The sequence below is a fragment of the Agreia sp. Leaf283 genome, from assembly GCF_001422485.1.
In the GTDB taxonomy this organism is placed as follows: Bacteria; Actinomycetota; Actinomycetes; order Actinomycetales; family Microbacteriaceae; genus Agreia.
Window position 1 is genome coordinate 873,532 of sequence record NZ_LMNF01000002.1, and the last position, 17,503, is coordinate 891,034.

16 protein-coding genes and 1 tRNA gene are annotated in these 17,503 nt (G+C 66.9%); 7 read left to right on the top strand and 10 right to left on the bottom strand.

Annotated elements, in window-relative coordinates:
• The first annotated feature begins 163 nt into the window (after positions 1-163).
• Positions 164-1,180 (top strand): substrate-binding domain-containing protein, encoded by a 1,017-nt coding sequence (locus ASF51_RS12910; protein ID WP_055930229.1) that lies wholly within the window; start codon positions 164-166, stop codon positions 1,178-1,180.
• A gap of 12 nt (positions 1,181-1,192) precedes the next feature.
• On the opposite strand, the gene ASF51_RS12915 is transcribed toward ASF51_RS12910, so the two are convergent.
• Positions 1,193-1,266 (bottom strand) — tRNA-Leu (locus ASF51_RS12915).
• A gap of 104 nt (positions 1,267-1,370) precedes the next feature.
• Here ASF51_RS12915 and ASF51_RS12920 point away from each other — a divergent pair.
• The 5 genes from ASF51_RS12920 to ASF51_RS12940 are packed head-to-tail and all read left to right on the top strand — an operon-like array spanning position 1,371 to position 6,530.
• On the top strand, positions 1,371-2,423 hold the full coding sequence (locus ASF51_RS12920) for a LacI family DNA-binding transcriptional regulator (protein WP_055930233.1): 1,053 nt from the start codon (positions 1,371-1,373) through the stop codon (positions 2,421-2,423).
• Positions 2,420-3,700 (top strand): extracellular solute-binding protein, encoded by a 1,281-nt coding sequence (locus tag ASF51_RS12925; RefSeq protein ID WP_055930236.1) that lies wholly within the window; start codon positions 2,420-2,422, stop codon positions 3,698-3,700. The genes ASF51_RS12920 and ASF51_RS12925 overlap by 4 nt, the downstream gene beginning before the upstream one ends.
• A 12-nt stretch (positions 3,701-3,712) precedes the next feature.
• Entirely contained in the window at positions 3,713-4,633 is a 921-nt protein-coding gene (locus tag ASF51_RS12930; protein ID WP_055930237.1) for a carbohydrate ABC transporter permease, read from the top strand.
• Positions 4,633-5,466 carry a carbohydrate ABC transporter permease gene (locus ASF51_RS12935; protein ID WP_055930240.1) on the top strand — a complete coding sequence of 278 codons (834 nt, stop codon included), beginning with the start codon at positions 4,633-4,635 and terminating at the stop codon, positions 5,464-5,466. Before ASF51_RS12930 ends, ASF51_RS12935 begins: the two co-directional genes overlap by 1 nt.
• A 2-nt stretch (positions 5,467-5,468) precedes the next feature.
• Positions 5,469-6,530, top strand: a complete 1,062-nt coding sequence (locus ASF51_RS12940) for a glycosidase (RefSeq protein WP_055930243.1) — start codon at positions 5,469-5,471, stop codon at positions 6,528-6,530.
• A gap of 4 nt (positions 6,531-6,534) precedes the next feature.
• On the opposite strand, the gene ASF51_RS12945 is transcribed toward ASF51_RS12940, so the two are convergent.
• Complete coding sequence (locus tag ASF51_RS12945) at positions 6,535-8,406, bottom strand: alpha-amylase family protein (RefSeq protein ID WP_235497234.1); 1,872 nt, start codon at positions 8,404-8,406, stop codon at positions 6,535-6,537.
• Between the two features lie 69 nt (positions 8,407-8,475).
• Here ASF51_RS12945 and ASF51_RS12950 point away from each other — a divergent pair, with 69 nt between their 5' ends.
• Positions 8,476-9,462, top strand: a complete 987-nt coding sequence (locus ASF51_RS12950; RefSeq protein ID WP_055930250.1) for an alpha/beta fold hydrolase — start codon at positions 8,476-8,478, stop codon at positions 9,460-9,462.
• 56 nt (positions 9,463-9,518) lie between these two features.
• On the opposite strand, the gene ASF51_RS12955 is transcribed toward ASF51_RS12950, so the two are convergent.
• The 8 genes from ASF51_RS12955 to ASF51_RS12990 all read right to left on the bottom strand — a co-directional run bounded on the left by ASF51_RS12955 (position 9,519) and on the right by ASF51_RS12990 (position 17,483).
• Positions 9,519-10,985, bottom strand: coding sequence for an NAD(P)/FAD-dependent oxidoreductase (locus ASF51_RS12955; protein ID WP_055930253.1), 1,467 nt, complete (start codon positions 10,983-10,985; stop codon positions 9,519-9,521).
• Positions 10,986-11,023: 38 nt separating this feature from the next.
• Positions 11,024-12,289, bottom strand: a complete 1,266-nt coding sequence (locus ASF51_RS12960) for a S8 family serine peptidase (RefSeq protein WP_055930256.1) — start codon at positions 12,287-12,289, stop codon at positions 11,024-11,026.
• Positions 12,286-12,804 (bottom strand): DUF501 domain-containing protein, encoded by a 519-nt coding sequence (locus ASF51_RS12965; RefSeq protein ID WP_055930258.1) that lies wholly within the window; start codon positions 12,802-12,804, stop codon positions 12,286-12,288. Before ASF51_RS12965 ends, ASF51_RS12960 begins: the two co-directional genes overlap by 4 nt.
• The gene (locus ASF51_RS12970) at positions 12,801-13,352 is read right to left on the bottom strand and encodes a septum formation initiator family protein (protein WP_055930261.1); all 552 of its coding nucleotides are present in this window, start codon (positions 13,350-13,352) and stop codon (positions 12,801-12,803) included. The genes ASF51_RS12965 and ASF51_RS12970 overlap by 4 nt, the downstream gene beginning before the upstream one ends.
• A gap of 42 nt (positions 13,353-13,394) precedes the next feature.
• The gene (gene eno / locus ASF51_RS12975) at positions 13,395-14,675 is read right to left on the bottom strand and encodes a phosphopyruvate hydratase (RefSeq protein WP_044439059.1); all 1,281 of its coding nucleotides are present in this window, start codon (positions 14,673-14,675) and stop codon (positions 13,395-13,397) included.
• A gap of 98 nt (positions 14,676-14,773) precedes the next feature.
• Positions 14,774-15,229, bottom strand: a complete 456-nt coding sequence (locus ASF51_RS12980; RefSeq protein ID WP_055930264.1) for a MarR family winged helix-turn-helix transcriptional regulator — start codon at positions 15,227-15,229, stop codon at positions 14,774-14,776.
• A gap of 10 nt (positions 15,230-15,239) precedes the next feature.
• A complete protein-coding gene (locus ASF51_RS12985) occupies positions 15,240-16,841 on the bottom strand; it encodes an MDR family MFS transporter (RefSeq protein ID WP_055930883.1) in 1,602 nt (533 codons plus the stop codon).
• A gap of 198 nt (positions 16,842-17,039) precedes the next feature.
• The gene (locus tag ASF51_RS12990) at positions 17,040-17,483 is read right to left on the bottom strand and encodes a MarR family winged helix-turn-helix transcriptional regulator (protein WP_055930267.1); all 444 of its coding nucleotides are present in this window, start codon (positions 17,481-17,483) and stop codon (positions 17,040-17,042) included.
• Between the last annotated feature and the right edge of the window lie 20 nt (positions 17,484-17,503).

A 17,503-nucleotide genomic window follows, 5' to 3' on the forward strand; every position in this document is an offset into this window, starting at 1 on the left:
GGTGTTGCCAAATCGTTGCAGACGAGCCCGCGCATCAACGCAGTCAGGTCAGCGTCATTCTTTGCTGTCCTCATCGCTTGGTGTGATCAGCCTCGGGTCCGAGCCGGTCTTCGTTCCTGTAGTAACGTGCCGGAAACAGCCGCCGCACGATCAAAGGAGATACATGACGGAGCATGGCCCTGACTCTGTCACTTTCGCGATGATCGCGGAAGCCGCAGGGGTGTCTGTGTCATCCGTGTCGCGGGTGCTTGCCGGTCGCGGTGATCTGAAGCGGCAGACGCGCGAGAAGGTTCTCGAGGCGGCCCGGGCACTGGGATACAACCGCAGTTCGGCCCTCCGGGGCAGACCGGCGACATTGGACCAGCGGCTCATCGAATTGGTGTTGGGCAGCTTCGACGACGCATGGACGAGCGCAGTGGTTGCCGGTACCAGGCAGGCAGCCTTTCGACTTGGATTCGATCTCGTGCTGACGCTGGAGCGCGACGATCCGTCCGACGATTGGCCGGCTCGCGTCGCAATGCGCAAACCCTCCGGAGTGATACTCGGAATCATCCGCCCGACACATAGTCAACTCGACGAACTACGAGGCCTTCGCATCCCCATAGTCCTGCTCGATCCACGCTCCGACCCCGAGGGCGAACTCGCCAGCGTCGGCACAACCGATTGGCAAGGCGGTTACGACGCCGGGGAACACCTTGCTCAATCTGGAGCCTTGAGCTTTATCGTCGTGACCGGAGTCCCCGCGTATCGATTCGGCCGCGCACGGGAAGAAGGTTTCCGGGCAGCACTAGCTGAACTGGCTCCGGAGGCCAGCATTCGGCGCGTCGAAAGTCAGTGGACCAACGCCGCTCCCACGACCGCATTGGTGCGTGCCCTGAAAGAGTCGGCATTACCCGTCGGGGTCTTCGCAGGCAACGACGAAATGGCTCTTTCCGTCTATGCCGCGGTCCAGCGATTGGACCTCGCCATTCCCGCAGACGTCCGCATCGTGGGGTTCAATGATGAACCTAGGGCTGTCGCTGCTACACCGCCGCTGACATCCGTTCGCCAACCGCTCCGAGAGATGGCAGGTCGTGCGGTGGAATTAGTGCGGGAACTCCGAGAACATCAAGACGACCAATTCGAGCGAGTGGAGATCCCCTCCCGTCTCATCATCCGCCGGTCCTCGAACCGAGACTGATAGCGCGGCTCGTACCCCCACAGGGACTCGAACCCTGACTGAAACGATTTTAAGTCGTCTGCCTCTGCCGATTGGGCTATGGGGGCCCGGCACCCTCGAGACTACCGAACACTCCCTTGACCGGGGCGCCGAACGGGTCTAGCTTGTCTCTAAACCGGTTTAGACCGTCCGACTCGATGAGGAGATCGCGATGCAGGCATCCCGCCCGACGATCGCCGACGTGGCCCGCGCCGCCGGGGTCAGCAAGGGCCTCGTGTCGTTCGCGCTCAATGACCGCCCGGGGGTGTCGCCCGAGAGCCGCACGCGCATCCTCGCCGCGGCCGAGGAGCTCGGCTGGTCCCCCAGCGTGCGGGCACGCTCGCTCAGCTCCGACGTGTCGTTCGCGGTGGGGCTCGTCATCGCCCGCGATCCCGAGATCATCGCCGACGACTCCTTCTTCCCCTCCTTCATCTCGGGCGTCGAACGGGTGCTGGCCCCTCGCGGCCAGTCGCTGGTTCTGAGCGTCGTGGGAGACGAACGCCTCGAAGAGGCCACCTACCGCAGGCTCGCGGCCGAGCGCCGCGTCGACGGCGTGATCCTCACCGACCTCAGGGCCGCGGATTCCCGCGTATCCCTGCTGCGAGAGATCGGCCTGCGTGCCATCTCGCTGGGCCGCACCGACGTCGACGCGAGCGCCATTCCCGCCGTCACCCTCGACGATGCCCCGGCCATCCACGACGCCGTTCGGCACCTCGTGAGTCTGGGCCACACGCGCATCGCCCATGTCGCGGGCCCGGATCGTCTGCTGCACGCCGCCCGACGCAAGGCGTCGTTCCTGCAGGCCCTCGCGTCGTCGAACCTCTCCGCGCCCGACGTCGTCGAGACCGACTTCAGCGCCGCCGACGGCGCGCGCGCCACCGCGGAGCTGCTCGACCGTGCAGAGAGGCCCACAGCGATCGTCTACGCGAACGACGCGATGGCGATCGCCGGCATCGGCGTGGCCCGGCGCGCCGGCCTCGACGTTCCGCGCGACGTGTCGATCGTCGGCTTCGACGACTCGGCGATCGGCCGCTACATCGAGCCGGCGCTCACGACGGTGGCGACGGATGCCCGGGGCTGGGGATTCACGGCCGCCGACGCCCTGCTGCGGCTGGTCGGCGGCGACGAGGTGGGCGACATCGAACTCGCCCCCGCAGAACTGGTGGTTCGGGATTCCACGGCGACGGCGCCGACGGAGACGAACACAGACAGGAGACAACGATGAAGAAGAGACGAGCTGTGGCCGCGGCCGCGCTGATCGTCGGGGCGCTGGCGCTCACGGCGTGCTCGCGCGGCGGCTCGGGCGGATCACCAGACGACCACGGACCCATCACGATCTGGTACTCGAACAACGAGCAGGAGGTCGCCTGGGGCAAGCAGATGGTCGAAGCCTGGAACGCCGAGCACCCCGACGAGAAGGTCACGGGCCAGGAGATCCCCGCCGGCCGGTCGAGCGAGGAGGTCATCGGCGCCGCCATCACGGCCGGAAACGCCCCCTGCCTGATCTATAACACCGCCCCGAGCGCGGTCGGCCAGTTCGAGAAGGCGGGCGGGCTCGTCGACATCTCGTCGCTGCCGGATGGCGCGGAGTACATCGAAGACCGGTCCGGCGAACTGTCGACGCAGTACCAGAACGCCGACGGCGACTACTTCCAGCTCCCGTGGAAGTCGAACCCCGTCGTGATCTTCTACAACAAGGACATCTTCGAAAAGGCCGGGCTCGATCCCGACGACCCCCAGTTGTCGACCTATGCCGACTTCCTCGCCGCGTCGAAGACCGTCGTCGAGAAGGGCGGCGCCGACTACGCGATCTGGCCCGCACCGACGAGCGAGTTCTTCCAGATGCAGTTCGACTTCTACCCGCTGTACGCTGCGCAGACCGGCGGCAAGCTGGTCGTGGAGGACGACAAGGCCACGTTCGACGACGAGGCCGGCGACGGCGTCGGCGAGTTCTGGTCGACCCTGTACGCCGACGGGCTCGCCGGCCAGGAGAAGTACACGGGTGACGCGTTCGGAGACGGCAAGGCGGCCATGGCGATCGTCGGTCCGTGGGCGGTCTCGGTCTACGACGGGGTGAACTGGGGTTCCGTTCCGGTTCCCACCCAAGACGGAATTCCCGCCGACGAGACCTACACGTTCAGTGACGCGAAGAACATCGGCTTCTACACAGCGTGCGTGAACCAGGGAACGGCGTGGGACGTGGCGAAGTTCTCGACGAGCCTCGATCAAGACAAGAAGCTGCTCGAGACCACGGGCCAGATGCCGCTGCGCGCCGATCTGCTCGACACTTTCCCCGACTACTTCGCGGCCAACCCCGCCTACGCCGAGTTCGGCGACCAGGCGGCCCGCACCGTCGACGTGCCCGCCGGACCCAACACGGTGCAGATGCTCCAGGCGTTCCGAGACGAATGGTCGCAATCCGTGATCTTCGGCGGCAAGGACGTGAAACAGGCGCTGGCGGATGCGGCGGCCAAGATCGACGACATCGCCAAGCAGCCGTAAGGGGAGACGACCATGACCACACTCATCGAGAACCCGCCCCGCCCTGTCGGCCGCACACGACGCATCCTCGGCCGCAACCCGCTCGGACTGCTGTTCAGCGCCCCCTACCTCATCTTCGTGATCGCGGTGTTCGCGTATCCGCTCATCTACTCCGTCTGGATCTCGTTCCACGACTTCTTCTTCACGGCGCCCGGCTTCGAGGCCGACAGGCCGTTCGTGGGCCTGACCAACTACCTGACGGCGTTCCAGGATCCCGCGGTCATCCGCTCGTTCGGCAACGTGGGCATCTTCCTGCTCATCAACGTTCCGCTGACCGTCGTGCTGTCGCTGCTGCTCGCCTCTGGCCTGAACCGCATCGTGCACTTCCGCACGTTCCTGAGGGTCGCCTACTACGTGCCCTACGTCACCGCGAGCGTCGCGGTCGTGGCGATCTGGCTGTTCCTGTTCAACGGCGACGGTCTCGTGAACGCGGTGCTCGGGCCGCTCGCCCCTGACCCGTCGTGGCTCATCAACTCGGCGTGGGCGATGCCCACGATCGCGTTCTTCGTCACCTGGAAGCAGCTCGGCTTCTACATCCTGCTCTACCTCGCGGCCCTCCAGGGCATTCCGAAAGAGCTCTACGAGTCGGCATCCACAGACGGGGCCGGGCCCATCCGGAGCTTCTTCTCGGTGACCGTGCCGGGCGTCAGGCCCGCCACCGTGCTCGTGCTCCTCGTCTCCACCGTCACGGGCGCGAACCTCTTCACCGAGCCGTACCTGCTGACGGGCGGCGGAGGCCCCGACGGCGCATCGGCCTCGCCGGTGCTCATCATGTATCAGAAGGGCCTCCAGCAGGGCCAGCCCGACGTGGCCGCCGCCATCGGCGTCGTGCTCGTCGTGCTGGTGCTCGTGGTCGCACTGCTGCAGAACCGCTTCGCGGGAGGGCGAGACTGATGTCGAGATTCCAGAAGATACTCCGGGGCGTCGTGCTCTTCATCGGCGCTGTCGCGTTCCTTTTCCCGTTCTACTACATGATCATCGGGTCGCTGCAGACCGCTCCCGACCCGACGATCGCGGGCGCGTTCCCGAATCCGTCGAACATCACGGGCGAGAACTACACCGCCATCAACGACCGCATCAACCTCTTCCAAGGGCTGCTCAACTCGGGCATCTTCACCGGAGGAGTGCTGCTCGGCACCCTCGTCTTCGGCGTGCTCGTCGGCTACGCCCTGGCGGTGCTGCAGTGGCGTGGTCGCGGCGTGACGTTCGCCCTGGCGCTGCTCGTGCAGGTGGTCCCGTTCCAGCTGCTGATGGTGCCGCTCTACGTGCTGATCGCCCGCGACTACGGGCTGAGCGACAACTACCTGGGCATGATCCTGCCGTTCGCCATCAACTCGACGGCGGTGATCATCTTCCGGCAGTACTTCCTGCAGCTGCCGAAAGAGCTCTTCGAAGCGGCCCGCATCGACGGGGCCGGCGAGTTCGCCGTGCTGCGCCGCATCGCCCTTCCCCTCGTGCGCCCGGCCCTCATCACGGTCGTACTGCTCACCTTCATCGGCCCGTGGAACGAGTTCCTCTGGCCGTTCCTGATCACGAAGGAGGCCGGTCTCCAGCCACTCGCCGTCTCGCTCGCCAACTACATCTCGAACGTCGCCGCCACTGCCGCCAATCCGTTCGGCGCCACCCTCGCGGGTGCCGCCGTGCTCGCGGGGCCCGTCGTCATTCTGTTCATCGTGTTCCAGCGCTACTTCATCTCGACCGACATCGGCTCGGGAGTGAAAGGATAACCATGCACACCACCCCATTCCCCTACGAGCTCACCCGGGTCGGCGTCATCATGACGCCCGAGGAGGGCAACGATCTCGAGGCCGAGGGAGTCCTCAATCCCGGCAGCGGGCACACTCCCGATGGCGCGCTGCATCTGCTTCCCCGTCTCGTGGCCACCGGCAATGTGAGCCGCGTGGGCCTCGCCCGCGTGGTGGTCGAAGACGGCGTTCCCGTGGGCGTCGAGCGCGAGGGCGTCGTGCTCGAGCCCGATCGCGGCTGGGAGCGCGGCGCCCACAACGCCGGCGTCGAAGACCCCCGGGTGACCTTCATTCCCGTTCTCGGCCTGCACGTGATGACGTACGTCGCCTACGGGCCGCTCGGGCCCCGCACCGCCATCGCGACCTCGTCGGATCTCCGCGAATGGACCCGCCTGGGGCCGGCGCTCTTCGACTACGACGACTCCCTCGACATGGACCTCAACCTCTTCCACAACAAGGACACGGTCTTCTTCCCCGAGCCGGTGACCGCCCCCGATGGAACGGAGAGCCTCGCCGTGCTGCACCGCCCGATGTGGGATCTCGGCGAGACCAAGCCGGGAGAGGGAATCCGTGTGCCGGAGGGGGTGCCCGACGACCGGCAGAGCATCTGGATCAGCTTCATCCCGTTGGCCGAGGTGCTGGCAGATCCGCGCACCCTCGTTCGCTGGGGACAGCACCGCTTCCTGGCCGGCCCCGAGTTCCCCTTCGAGGCCGTCAAGATCGGCGGAGGACCTCCTCCCCTCCGCGTCGAAGAGGGCTGGCTCGTCCTGCACCACGGCGTGACGGGCGTGATCAACAGTGCGTTCGCCCAGCAGCAGAAGGTCAACTACGCCGCGGGCGGCATGATCCTCGACGGCGACGACCCCACGAAGGTGATCGCCCGCAGCCCGGATCCGTTGCTCTTCGCCGAGACGGAGGACGAGCGCAGCGGCATCGTGCCGAACGTCGTGTTCCCGACGGCGATCGAGACGATCGACGGGGTGCGCTTCGTGTTCTACGGCATGGCCGACTCGAAGATCGGGGTCGCGCGGCTCGACAGGCGCTGAGCGGCTACAGCCTGAGCCACACGAACTGGTGCGGTTCCAGCACGAGATCGGTCCATAGATCGACCGTGCTGGCCGTCACCAGGTCGTCGGCCGTCGGGGGCAGCCCGGCCAGCGTCTCCCGCGTCACGGTCTGCGACGTCTCGGCGAAGTTCGCCAGCACCACCACCGTCGACGGCACACCGTAGAACGTACCCGTGCGCTGGTAACCCAGCACGTGCGGATTGTTCGTGCCGAAGGCCACGAGGTCTCCCCCGGCGAACTCCGGGGTCGCCTGCCGCACGGCGATCAGGTGACGCAGTCTCAGGTAGATACCCCCGGCATCCGTCGTCGCATCGAGCCGCGACGCGTAGCGGTCGGCCGGGTAGCGCGGCCGCCCCACCCAGCGGCTGTCGCCCTGCTGGCCGGGCACCTCGAGCTGGCCGTAGTCGTTCAGCTGCCCCACCTCGTCGCCGAGGTACAGCAGCGGAATGCCGCCGGTGCTCAGAATGATCGAGTGAGCCAGCACGATGCGATAGATCGCCTCGTCATCGCCCGCCTCGAGCCCGGCGAGGGATGCCGTGGTGCCCGACACGCGCGCATCCCCGGTCTTCGGGTTCTCCTGGAACGGCGCACCGCGCGAGAAGCTGCCATCGAAACGGTTGACATAGAACGCGTTGAGAAAGCGTCGATGATCGAAGCCGTCGATGCCCAGCTCGCGGGCGTCCTCGTCGGCGAAGGTCCAGCCGATGTCGTCGTGGCTGCGCACGTAGTTGACCCAGGCCGTTCCCGGTGCGATGGCGTGGCGGCGCTCGAGGGCCTGCGACAGCAGACCCACCTCCCTCGTCGCCAGCGAGTTCCAGATGAGTGCCATCTGCAGGGGGTTGTAGCTGAGCTGGCACTCCTCGAGAGAGATGTACTGAGCGACCTCGTCGGGGTGCACGATGGCCTCAGACTTGAACAGCAGCGAAGGCGCGGCGATGCGGCACACGGCGTTGAACGCCTGCAGCAGCAGATGCGCTTCGGGCAGGTTCTCGCTGGGGGTGCCGAGGCGTTTCCAGATGAAGGCCACCGCGTCCATGCGCACCACGTCGACCCCGGCGTTCGCCAGAAAGAGCAGCTCGCCCGCCATGGCCCGGAAGACCGCGGGATTCGAGTAGTTCAGGTCCCACTGGAACGAGTGGAACGTCGCCCAGATCCATCGCCCGTCGCCCAGCTGCACGAACGAGCCGGGATGGTCGTCGGGGAAGATCTCGCGCACCGTCTGCTCATAGGCATCCGGCATCTCGCGGTCGGGGAAGATCCAGTAGAAGTCCTCGAACTCCGGGTCGCGGGCGAGCGCCTTCTGCGCCCACTCGTGCTCATTCGAGGTGTGGTTGAAGATGAAGTCGATCACCAGCGAGATGCCGTGTCCGCGCAGCTCGGCCGCGAGCTCGGTGAGCTGCTGCATGGTTCCGAGCGACGGGTTCACCTGCCGGTAGCTCGACACCGCGTAGCCCCCGTCGGAGTTCTCGCTCGGCGCGAGGAACAGCGGCATGAGGTGCAGGTAGGTGAGGCCCATTTCGACGAAGTACGGGATGCGATCGCGGATGCCCGACAGGTCGCCTGCGTAGAGGTCGACGTAGCAGACACCGCCCAGCATGCGGTTCGACTGGAACCAGCCGGGGTCGGCCGCCCGCTTCGCGTCGAGCGTCCGCAGGTCGGCCGGGCGAGACTGCCACGACTCGGCGAGTTCGCCGACGAGGGATGCGAGATGGCCGGTCACCCTCGGATCGTCGCCGTAGATGCGGGTGAAGAGCGACTGGAGCCGAGGGAACTCCGCATCGAAACGCTCCGAGAATCCCTGCCAGTCGGCATCCGATGTGTCGGGGCGGCGCGCGCCGTCACGATGCTCGGTCATTGTCGTCATCGTTTCTCCCTCACGCACACTGCCAGCACTCTACCGATCACTCCTTAGTACCCTCTAATAATGAGCAGGCGTCGCCGATCGGAACCCCAGACGAATTCCTCCACCGAGGTCACCGTCGATCGCGTGTACGACGCAGAGCTCTACGTGCGCGTCAGCACCATCGGCAAGACCGGTGACCGGCCGTTCGTGCTCGTTCCGGGCATCGGCGTCTCGAGCAACTACTTCGAGCGACTCGCCCCCAACCTCAACCGCTTCGGCCCCGTGCACGCGCTCGACCTGCCGGGATTCGCGGGCGTGCCGCACCCGAAGTCGGCCCTGAGCATCCGGGGCTACGCCGATCTGGTGGGCAGGGTCATCGACGAACTCGACCTGATCGACCCGATCGTGGTCGGGCACTCGATGGGAACCCAGATCGTCACCGACCTCGCCTCTCGCCGGCCCGACATCACCACGCTGGTGCTCATCGGCCCCGTGGTGAACCCCGCGGAGAGGCGCATTCCCACTCAGGCGCTGCGCTTCCTGCAGTCCGCGTGGCACGAGCCCGGTAGGGTCAAGTTCCTCGCCGTCAGCTCGTATCTACTGTGCGGCTTCAAGTGGTTCTTCCGGGTGCTGCCGCGCATGATGCGCTTTCCGATCGAAGACCGACTACCGCTCGTTCAAGCGAACACCCTCGTCATCCGCGGAGAACACGATGCGGTGGCGCCCCGCGACTGGGTCACCCGGGTGGGCGAGCTCCTCCCCCACTCCCGCAGCTGGGAGATGCCCGACTCCGCGCACTCGGTCATGCACGCCCACGCCGACGAGGTGGCGCGTCTCTGCGTGGCGTTCGCCGAGCATCCGGGAACCGACGACGACACCCTGCGCACCTACGACCTGTCGGCCGACGACATCCCCGACGACGAAGACGAGAAGCCGCCCGCGGATGCCGCCAAGGCTGTCGCGGGTCGGGTCACAGAGACGGTCGGAATTCTCGCGCACGACGACGAGACCATCGCCCGCGGCAAGACGATGCACGCCGAGTCGATGGGCGACCCCGACGAGAAATGACGAAGCGCCCGCCCCCTGGAGGGAACGGGCGCTCTCGCCTTCGAGCTGCTGCTCGGTTACTTGGTGTCGACCGGGTCGCCGCCGCCGACCACGATCGGAGCGCCCTCGGGCGAGGGCAGGCTCTTCTCGGCGGTCTTCTTGGCGGGCGCGCGCTTGGCGGCGGGCCTCTTGGCCTCGGCTGCGGGCTCGGCGGGCGCTTCGGCTGCAGGGCGGGGACGCGAGGCGAACGCCTCGAACGCTGCGCGCGGGTGAACCCGGGCCTCGAGCGACGCGATGTCGCGGCCGAGCACGAAGTTGAACACCCAGTTGCCGATCACACGGATCTTGCGCTCCCACGTGGGCATGGCGAGTCCGTGGTAACCGCGGTGCATGAACCAGGCCGGGAGGCCCTTGACGGCGATCTTGCCCGACTGGAACGCACCGACGCCGATGCCGAGGCCTGCGACGGCTCCGAGGTTCTTGTGGTTGTACTCGACGAGCTTCTCGCCGCGCAGCTCCGCCACGATGTTCTTGGCCATGAGGCGCCCCTGGCGAACCGCGTGCTGTGCGTTCGGCACGCAGAAGCCGCCGACGCCGCCGCCCGAGAGGTCGGGGACAGCCGACACGTCTCCGGCGCCCCAGGCGTCGGGCACGATGTTGTCTGCGGTGCCCACGCGAAGGTCGGGGCGAACCTGCAGGCGCCCGCGCTCCTCGATGGGAAGATCGGTGCCCTTGAGCATCGGGCTCGCCATGACGCCGGCGGTCCAGATGATCGTGTCGGACTCGAAGCTGTCGCCGGTCGAGAGCTCGATGACTCCGTCGACGGCCGACTTGAGCTGCGTGTCGAGGTGGATCTCTGCTCCGCGCTCGGCCAGGTTCTTGATGACCCAGAGGCTCGTGGGCAGCGAGACCTCGGGCATGATGCGGCCCATCGCCTCGATGAGGTGGAAGTGGGTGTCTTCGAACTTGATCTCGGGGTACTGCTTGAGCAGGCCGCTGACGAACGAGCGCAGCTCGGCGAAGATCTCGATACCGGCGAAGCCACCGCCGACCACGACGATGGTGAGCAGGCGGTCGCGCTCGGGGCCGGCAGGCAGGCCCGCCGCCTTGTCCATGTTGGTGAGGATGCGGTCGCGGATGGCGACGGCCTCCTCGATCGTCTTGAGGCCGATGGCCTCGTCGGCGACGCCCGGGATCGGGAAGGTGCGCGAGACGGAACCGGCGGTGACGACGATCTGGTCGTAGGCGAACTCGTAGGGCTCACCGATGTTGGGCGTGATCGTGGCCGTCTTCGACGCGTGGTCGATGCCGGTGACCTTGGCCGCGACGATCTCGGTCTTCTTCAGGTGACGACGCAGGGGAACGATCGCGTGCCGCGGCTCGATGGAGCCGGCAGCCACCTCCGGCAGGAACGGCTGGTAGGTCATGTAGGGAAGCGGGTCGACGACGGTGACCTCTGCTTCGCCGGGCCGGAGCCACTTCTCGAGTTTCCATGCGGTGTAGAAACCGGCATAGCCGCCGCCGACGATCAGAATTCTGGGCACAGTGAAAGCTCTCCTAGGGGGAAGGTGTTGTAGTTAATCTACTCCCTGCGCCGCACGCGCCGAACATGCACCACTGCCGCCGTGATGATCACCGCGAGAAGCATCAGGAACACGGAGATCACTGCGATGGGAATTCCGTTCATCGTCAGTTTAGCAACGCTCGGCCACCAGGACGCGGCCCGGTCGGTGGTCTTGCCCGGCTCGTCGGTCTCGGGAGCCGCTATGACCTTCGGGCCCGCACCCGACGCATCCGGCGACGGCCTGTAGGTCGCGATCCACTGGGCGAGCGATCCCATGGGGTTGTCGGTGACCGCCGGAACGTCGGCCGTGACCGCCGCCTCGGCGTTGATGAGACCGTAGCCGTAGATCGGGCCGGGCACCGGGTCGCCCTTGGGCGTGGCCGTGCTGACGATGCGGTTGATGACCCCGGCGACGTCGAGGTCGGGATGTGCCGCGCGCACCAGCGCGACGAGGCCCGACACGATGGGCGTGGCTCCGGACGTGCCCGCCCAGGTCACGTATCCGCCACCCGGAACGACCCCGACCAGCTGCTCGCTGGGCGCGGAGACGGCGATCGTGATGCCCTGACTCGACGCGTCGAAGCTCGCATCGCCGTCGCGGTCGACGCCGGCGACGGTCAGAACACCGGGGATGGTGGCGGGAGCACCGACCTCGGTGGTTCCGCTGCCCCGGTTGCCGGCGGCCGCGACGATGACCACGTCGTGGTCCGCCGCGTAGAGGAAGGCGTCGTCCCAGCTCGTGGGCCAGTCGAGGCTGTTGCGGGTGAGCGACATGTTGATGACGTCGGCGCCGTTGTCGACGGCCCAGCGAACAGCGTTGGCGATCTGGTCGTCCGTCCCCACGACTCCCGCGCCCAGGGCGACGCTGATCGAGAGCAGGGAGGCTTCTGGAGCGACGCCGATCACGCCGTCGTTGCCGCCTGTTCCGCGGCCGGCGATCAGCGATCCGACCATCGTTCCGTGCTCGTCGTCGTCTCCGACCGGTGTCTGTCCGTCGGCCGTGCCGATTCCCGAGACGTCGGTTCCGCCGACGACGGCGCCCGACAGGTCGGCGACCGATCCGTCGACCCCGGTGTCGATCACGGCCACGGTCACGCCCGCGCCACGGGTCGTGTTCCAGGCCGCCTGCACGCCGTAGTCGGCGAGCCAGTACTCGGCGCTCCGCACCGCGTCGGCGTGGGCCGTTGGCACGTCGCCAATCGGGGCGACGGCGAGGATGCCGGTGGCGAGCGCCGCCGAGATCGCCACGACCCGGAGGGGTGACGTGCGGCGGCGTTCACTCACGCGATCGCCTCGTAGTCGATGCACTCGCAGACCGTCGGCGACCAGCGTCCGCGCTCGAGTGCGAGATCACCGATCGGGTTCACTCCGGGGCCGGCCGCGAGGGCGTGTCCGGCGAGGGCGTGCAGACATTTGACACGCACGGGCATTCCGCCGGCCGAGACCCCGGCGAGCTCGGGAACGACCTCGATGCCCTCCCTGTCGGCGATGTACGTCTCGTGCGCGGTCTGGTACCGGGCGCGCAGCTCATCGTCGTGCGGCAGCATGTCTTGGAACTCGGCCATGACCTGCGTGGCCTCGAGCGCCGACATCGCGGCGGTGGCAGCGGGGTGGCTCAGGTAGTAGAGAGTGGGGAACGGCGTTCCGTCTTCGAGGCGGGGCTTGGTGGCCACCACCGTCGGGGCGCCGCACACGCAGCGCGCCGCGATGCCGATGACGTTGCGCGCCGGGCGTCCGAGCTGCGCAGACACCGTGGCGACGTCTTTCTCGGTCGGCGGATCGAAGGGAGGGGTCGTCACTGGATCGTTCCGGATTCCTGGAGTTGTTCGGGGGTCTGGGTGCTCAGTCCCGCGCCGACGCCCGACGAGAAGATCGCGCCGAGCCAGTCGACCTTGGTGTTCTGGATGTCGGTGCTCACGGGCGTCTCGTCGACCGGCGCGGTCGGGGCCTGGTCGTCGATCACCAGGAAGCTCGTCTCGCCCGGCATGACGAAGTAGAGCCTCTCGCGTGCCTGCGCCTTGATGTACGCGGGGTCGCTCCATCTCGCCACCTCGGAATCGAGCTGGGCGTTCTGGGACTGCTTGTCGGCGACCGACTGCTGCAGTGCGGCGAGCTGCTGCCGTTGCTCGATGTAGAGCCGCAGGCTGGGAGCCAGCACGACGACGAACACGATGAGCACGCCGAGGATCACGAAGGTGAGACCCGAGACGCGGAAGCTGTGCTTCTGCGGCGAGGTGCTGCGGGAACGCGGAATGCGCGCACCCCGGGGGGTGCGCGCATTCCTCGGCGCCGATGCGTCGTGCGACGAGGGAGCCCCAAGGGGCATGCCCAGTGTCGGCTTGCGCATCGAGCGCCTTTCGTTCGGGTGGCTTCTGCTGCCGGTGAGGCTCTAGCCCTTGAAGCGGGGGAAGGCCGTGCGGCCGGCGTAGAACGCGGCGTCGCCCAGCTCTTCTTCGATCCTCAGAAGCTGATTGTACTTAGCGACGCGCTCGCTGCGGGCAGGCGCTCCGGTCTTGATCTGGCCCGAGTCGGTGGCGACGGCGAGGTCAGCGATCGTCGTGTCTTCGGTCTCGCCGGAGCGGTGCGACAGGATCGCGGTGTAGCCGTGGCGCTGGGCCAGGCTGACGGCGTCGAGCGTCTCGGTGAGCGTGCCGATCTGGTTGACCTTCACCAGGATCGAGTTGCCGGCGCCGAGATCGAGGCCCTTCTGCAGACGAACGGGGTTCGTGACGAACAGGTCGTCTCCGACGATCTGCAGCTTCGATCCGAGCTCTGCGGTGAAGTGCTGGTAGCCCTCCCAGTCGTCCTCCTGCAGCGGGTCTTCGATCGAGACCAGCGGGTAGTTGGCGGCCAGGTCGGCGAAGTACGCCGTGAGCTCGAGCGCCGAGAGCTGCTTGCCCTCGAAGTGGTACGAGCCGTCTTTGTAGAACTCGCTCGCGGCCACGTCGGTGGCGAGCGCGATGTCGCTTCCGAGCGTGAAGCCGGCGTTCTGGATCGCCTGGGCGATGAGGTCGAGGGCCTCGCGGTTGCTCGACAGGTTGGGGGCGAATCCGCCCTCGTCGCCGAGGCCGGTGCTCAGACCCTTGGAGTGCAGCAGCGACTTGAGCGAGTGGTAGGTCTCGACACCCCAGCGCAGCGCCTCGGAGAACGACTCCGCGCCCAGGGGAACGATCATGAACTCCTGCACGTCGATGTCGTTGTCGGCGTGCGATCCGCCGTTGATGATGTTGAGCAGCGGAACGGGCAGGGTGTGCGCGTTCGGTCCTCCGACGTAACGGAACAGGGGCAGGTCGGCCGAGTCGGCGGCAGCCTTGGCCACGGCGAGCGAGACGCCGAGGATGGCGTTGGCGCCCACGCGCTTCTTGTTCTCGGTGCCGTCGACGTTGATGAGCTCGGCGTCGATGAGGCGCTGGTCGGTGGCGTCGAGGCCCTCGATGGCCGGGCCGAGCTCGTCGATCACGGCGGCGACGGCCTTCTGCACGCCCTTGCCGAGGTAACGGCTCTTGTCGCCGTCGCGCAGTTCGTATGCCTCGAAGGCACCGGTGGAGGCTCCCGAGGGAACGGCGGCGCGCGAGACGATGCCGTCTTCGAGCAGCACCTCTACCTCAACGGTCGGGTTTCCCCGGGAATCCAGAATCTCGCGAGCGCCTACGGCTTCGATCAATGCCACTGGTGTATCTCCTCTATCAGAGCAAGGTGGTTTGCATGGAGAGCGCCTTCCGCTGTCCGATCGCAAGTCTAACGACCCGCCGGATGCGCGTGGCTGAGTCAGGCCCTCGGGTCGCTGGCGTTGAAGCGGGCGAGAAGCGCCGAGAAGGTCGCGAGGTCGTCGGAGGTCCACTCGCCGAGCCTGTCGCGGTAGTCGTTCTTGACCCGCTGCCGCAGAATCTCCATGCGCTCCTCGGCCAACGGCGTGGGAACGAGGAAGCTCGATCGCCCGTCGCGCGGATCAGGCTGAGTGTCGACCAGGCCGAGGTCGCGCAGTACCTTGATCTGCCTGCTCACGGCGCTCTTGTCGAGCCCCATCTGCTGGATGATCGTGCTCGCCTGCGCCGGAGCGCAGGTGAAGATCATGCGCAGGATGTTGAAGCCGGTGGGCTGCAGATCGGGGTGGAACCCCTTCGCATAGTCGCGCAGGGCCGACCGGCCCGAGCGGAAGAGCTCGACGATGCCCGCCTCGATGCCGAGCATCAGCTCCTGCTCGGAAGTCGTCGGGTCGGTCACAGCCACCAGATTACCGTTCTCTCACCGTAGGGCTCGAGCCGGTGCGGGGCGTCGCTCCGACCTCGTCGGCGCTGACGGCCACCAGGGTGTCGGCCGGGGTGTCCGTCATCTGCTCGAGAGCGGTCTTCGTGCCGAGCGGTTTGGCGGGCAGCAGCGCGATCGCGATGACCGTGATGACGGCCAGCGGAATCGCCAGCATGAACACGTCTCCGATCGCGTGGCCGTAGGCGGCTTCGACGATCACGCGCACCGGGGCCGGCAGTGTGCTCAGATCGGGGATCGCTCCCCCGCTCAGCCCCTGGGCGGCCTGCGCCCCGGCCGCGCCGAGCGTCGTCAGTCCGTCTTTCACGAACTGCGCCACCTGCGTGCCGAGCACGGCTCCCATGACCGAGACTCCGATCGTTCCTCCCAGGCTCCGGAAGAACGCGACCGACGCACTGGCCACACCGAGTTGGCGGGGATCTACAGAGTTCTGCACGACGAGCACGAGGTTCTGCATGACCATTCCCACACCGGATCCCATGATGAACATGAAGACCGCGACGAGAACGTAGCTGGTGTCGTAGCGCAGCGTCGACATCAGCGAGACGCCGATGGTGAGCAGGATGGATCCGGTGACCATGTAGCGCTTCCACTTGCCGGTGCGGCTGATCAGCTGGCCGACGATGGTCGAGGAGACGAGCACGCCTCCGATCATGGGGATCGTCAGCAGACCCGACTCCGTCGGCGTGGCGCCGCGGGCGAGCTGCATGTACTGGCCGAGGAAGACGCTGGTGCCGAACATGGCCACACCGACGGAGATGCTGGCGATGACCGCGAGCGTGAACGTGCGGTTCGTGAAGAGCGTCATCGGGATGATGGGCTCCTTCACCGTGAGCTCTACCCACACGGCGAGGCCGAGAAGCACGATGCTTCCGCCCACCATGAGGTAGCTCTGCCACGAGTTCCACTCGAAGTTGTTGCCCGCGAGCGTGACCCAGATGAGCAGGAGCGAGACGCCGGCCGCGATCAGCACCGCGCCCAGGTAGTCGATGGTGACCTTCTTGCGGATCTTCGGCAGCTTCAGAGTGAACTGCAGCAGGATGATCGCCGCGACGGCGAAGGGCACGGCGATGTAGAAGTTCCAGCGCCATCCGATCGAGTCGGTGACGATGCCGCCGACCAGCGGCCCGCCGACTGTGGCTACGGCCATGACCGCGCCGAGCAGCCCCATGTACTTGCCGCGCTCACGAGGGCTGATGATGTCGGCCATCACGACCTGCACGAGGGCCGTGAGTCCACCGGCACCGAGGCCCTGCAGAACGCGGAAAACAATCAGCGTGCCCGTGTCCTGCGAGAAGCCGGCCAGCATCGACCCGAGGGTGAAGATGACCAGCGAGATCTGGATGAGCAGCTTGCGGTTCGTGAGGTCGGCCAGCTTGCCCCAGATGGGCGTCGACACGGTCGTGGCGAGCAGGGTGGCCGTGACCACCCAGGTGAACGCGGCCTGGTTGCCGTTGAGGTCGCCGATGATCTTGGGCAGCGAGCTCGAGACGACGGTCGAGGCGAGAAGGGCGACGAACATGCCGAGCAGCAGACCCGACAGCGCCTGAAGGGTCTGGCGCTGGGTCATGCCGGTCGATGCGGTGCCGGGTTGAGATTCGGCGATGGAACGAGTGGACACGGAACTCCCAAAAGAAAACTCCCCACCGCTCATCGATGAGGAGAAAGTTGACTAGCATCAACTATAACAAGGTAGTTGCTAAAACGCAACGACCCCCGGATTTCTCCGGGGGTCGTAGGGCGTGGGCCCGTGTGGCGGCGAAACGAGTCAGGCGGCGATGACCTCGCCGCGCACGGCGATGCTGCACTCGAGCAGGTCGACGGTGCGCTGCAGCACGGCGACATCGTCGGGGTCGAGCTCGTCGAAGAGCGGTTCGAGCGCTTCGCCGAGACGGTCTCGCCAGTCGGCCAGGGCACGCTGGCCCTTCGGCGCGATGGCGATCTGCCAGGCGCGCGCGTCGGTGCTGTCGGCGATGCGCTTGATCCACTCCACCTCGTTGAGGTTGGCGACGATCTTGGTCATGGTGGGCTGGCTGACCCGGCTGTGCTTGGCGAGTTCGCCGAGACGCATGGGGCCGAAGGAGGTGAGCACGCTGAGCGTGCGCCACGTGGCAGGTGACGTTGAATCGCCGGTGGCCTGCGCAGCGAGGCGGGTGAGACGGTGGGTGACCGATACGAGGTCGCCGAGAATGGTGCTGAGTTCGCTGTTCACTTGATTCAGTGTATAGCCCG